General features: G+C 41.3%; 4 protein-coding genes. All 4 read right to left on the minus strand.

Translation table 11 applies throughout. The features are described 5' to 3' along the window. Nucleotides 1-537: 537 nt before the first annotated feature. The 4 genes from LZU85_RS20500 to LZU85_RS20520 all read right to left on the minus strand — a co-directional run bounded on the left by LZU85_RS20500 (nucleotide 538) and on the right by LZU85_RS20520 (nucleotide 2999). Nucleotides 538-1134, minus strand: coding sequence for a DJ-1/PfpI family protein (locus tag LZU85_RS20500; protein ID WP_237288398.1), 597 nt, complete (start codon nucleotides 1132-1134; stop codon nucleotides 538-540). A 170-nt stretch (nucleotides 1135-1304) separates the two neighbouring features. Next, nucleotides 1305-1421 carry a Tfp pilus assembly protein gene (locus LZU85_RS20505; protein ID WP_094868010.1) on the minus strand — a complete coding sequence of 39 codons (117 nt, stop codon included), beginning with the start codon at nucleotides 1419-1421 and terminating at the stop codon, nucleotides 1305-1307. Beyond that, nucleotides 1384-1512, minus strand: a complete 129-nt coding sequence (locus tag LZU85_RS20510) for a DUF645 family protein (protein WP_229600549.1) — start codon at nucleotides 1510-1512, stop codon at nucleotides 1384-1386. Before LZU85_RS20510 ends, LZU85_RS20505 begins: the two co-directional genes overlap by 38 nt. A gap of 290 nt (nucleotides 1513-1802) precedes the next feature. Beyond that, entirely contained in the window at nucleotides 1803-2999 is a 1197-nt protein-coding gene (locus LZU85_RS20520) for a hypothetical protein (protein WP_237288400.1), read from the minus strand. Nucleotides 3000-3097: the final 98 nt, after the last annotated feature.

Raw genomic sequence — 3097 nt, forward strand, 5'->3', positions numbered from 1 at the left:
ACCAAAACTCGCCGCATACCAAAAATGCCACGCGGCATGAATCCCACTTGAACGCCTTGTTATGTTTAAGACTCAAAAGGTTAAGTTTTACGACATCAAGAGCTTAACTCGACTTAGCTTTGAAAACCAAAATCAGGAGCTAAAAAACTGAATTAGCTCATAAATTTGATTGTACTGACATTGAACTTTGACGTCAGAAACCGAAAAACTAAAGCTCTAATTTTGAAATTGAGCAACCTGAGCTGAGCTCACTCAAACACTGCGTTTAAATGAGGCAACTCTCTGAATTTTTAGCGTCCACGAATTGGAGTCCAGAAAACAGTGGCCACTGAAGTCAACTTGCCGACAAAACCGAAATTAGAAAGCCAAGAAAAGATGCAAGCAACTGATTTTACGTGATTAAACATAACGCCCGCCTAAGGGGCTGGCAACGCATTACCACTAAACTCAAACACAACAACCATAACCACCACTGCTCAATGGGACTGGAAACGCCACGCGTTGACAGTCCCTCTTGAGGCGTTTGTTAGGCAAATTCTACAGATATCCACCGACTATCGACATACAGTGTTTTACCGTGCTTTCTTTTTCACCAACAGGAGCCACATAATGAAGTGCTGCTTCGGCGTGCCCTAATCCAGCTAGTTTACAAAGAACCCAAGTCGCCAAGTATTTTGAAGATAAGCACCCACCCGCTGTTGCTATATTCCCTTGCGCATAAAAAGGTTGCTCGAGAACTTTAACACCGGATTCGATAACCCAAGGCTTAGTCGTCAAATCTGTACAAGCTGGAACTTTATCTAGCAAACCTAAAACTGACATCAACAGCGTACCAGAACATTGCCCGCCAATTAGCTGTCTTTGTGGATTGAGGCTCAACTGCGATAACAGTTGATCATCTTGCGCGATTTTTCGTGTAAATATCCCACTACCGAATAACACCGCATCGGCCTTGTTAGCAAAATCTAAAGGTTGTTGAGCGCGAATAGTAACTCCATTCATGGAAGTAACATATTCACTGGGACACGTTATTTGTACATTCCAACCGAACTCTTTCATGCGGTTTAAAATGCCGGCAGCAATAAATGAGTCCAGTTCATTGAAACCATCAAAAGTGAGTACCGCAATATCCATATCGAACTCCATTTGCCTAACGCCCGCCTAAGGGGCTGGCAACGCGTAACACTAAATTCAATCTCAACAACCGAAACCACCGCGGCTCATTGGGACTGGAAACGCTACGCGTTGACAGTCCCTCTTGAGGCGTTTGTTAGCTTCGTAGCCTATTGTTTCACAATGACTTTTTAACATATTTGCTTGAAATGCATTTTACGCAAAAGCATCACACAAACACACATCCAACGCCAAAAGCTGTGACGTTGGTTACCAAAACTCAAAACGATCAAGGCTAAGTTGGCCACGGTTAAGAGTTCGCGACAAAGAAAGCAAGATCACAGCGAAGATGCAGCCTCTTGTGAAACCAAACTTTCCGTGTGGAACATCCAACAATATTGAAGCATCAAGGTTTGGTGGCTTTCAACAACTTGAAATAGCTGAACTTTCAACACTTTCTATCAAATCAGCATCAGAACAACGCGAAAGCTAAGTTGTGGAATTTGAACGCTAAAAGCTGATTTTTCACAACAGATGAACTTAGATTTTGATTATTTTAGCCTTTAAGAAGCTAACGCCCGCTTAAGGGGCAGACAACGCTGCTACAAACTTACCGCTTAACACCGTAATCACCGGAACCAATGCATAGTAAAAATGCCGCGCGTTGGCTGTCCCTCTTGAAGCGTTTGTTAACTGTATTTTTTCACCATGTGCAACTCAATCATATGCAAGGCTACTAACGAGATCGTAACTACATTGCTCATATATAAGTATCGACTATACGAAATACTTCTTTCTGCACCAGTCCCACCACTTCGATACATTATAACTTCCCCTTCCCTCCACGCAGAAGCGTGATGAGAGCCATTTCTGAGGCTAGAATCTAATGAATCACTGAACTTGGAAAACCTCTCATTTTCTTTAAAGGGACCATCTTTTTTAGCTTTTTCAACATCTTTTATGTATTGAGGCAATGTTAAACGTAGAAAAGTGTCATAGTTTCGACCATTTTCAAGGTTATTTAAGCAAGCTAGGACAGTAAAATTTGAAGTTAGGGATTCATAAACTTCACCATAAAATAGTTTAATTACGTCAAAGTTCTTTGAGCCAACCATAAGATCATCGACATCTGAATTGTTTATGCGAGCCCTGTAGGCTAGCTGACCAAGAATTTCCCTAAAATTGAAAAAGCTGCTCAACGCAGACAAATATCGTTGTGCGTTCTCCGTACGTAAAGAAGTTTGATAAAAATCATAGAACTCATCTAGCTTCCCTTCTTCATAAAGCTGATCGATTAGTTCAGCCACCGGCTCAAATAATTCATTTACTCGAGGATAAAACAGAGAATCATAAAACTCGTTCATAACGTCAATATACGAAGAACACTCACACTCAGTAGCTTTAACTTTACTTCTCTGTTTGTTGTAACCAATCAGAAGCTTTTGAATAGGCTTATCTTTACCGTCTAAGTGAGACAATTGATAAAGAGCTTTGACTTGCCCCCACAATGTATCAGCATTGGGAATGTCAAACTGAGATGCTACATCTTGTAAAAAATGTCCGGGACGTCCTCGCATGTAGGGGATCAACAATTCGACACCTTCAATCGATGGGAAGTACGTCTCGTCGTGAAATTTGTCGACAGGGAAACAAAAGTTCGGGTGTAAATTTATAATTGTCTTGGTTCGGTCAAACCCACCAAGTTTGCAATTTTCCACAACTTCAATATGTCCTCTAGGAGGGCTTGAGCGGACAGCAATACCTATTGATTGTTCACAATCTAAACAGTCAAAATAATGCCTTTGAAAAGAATCTAAGCCTATTGCAACACGAACAAAATACTCTCTATGGCAGATCTGACATTCTACATTTTGACTAATTACCACCGTATGGTCTCCAAATACAGTTAACGCCACGTTAAGGGGCGCAGGCACGTAATAAAAAAGTGACCGCATCACACCTTAACCACTAAACCCAACGCAAA

The organism is Vibrio floridensis (genome assembly GCF_021852965.1).
In the GTDB taxonomy this organism is placed as follows: domain Bacteria; phylum Pseudomonadota; class Gammaproteobacteria; order Enterobacterales; family Vibrionaceae; genus Vibrio; species Vibrio floridensis.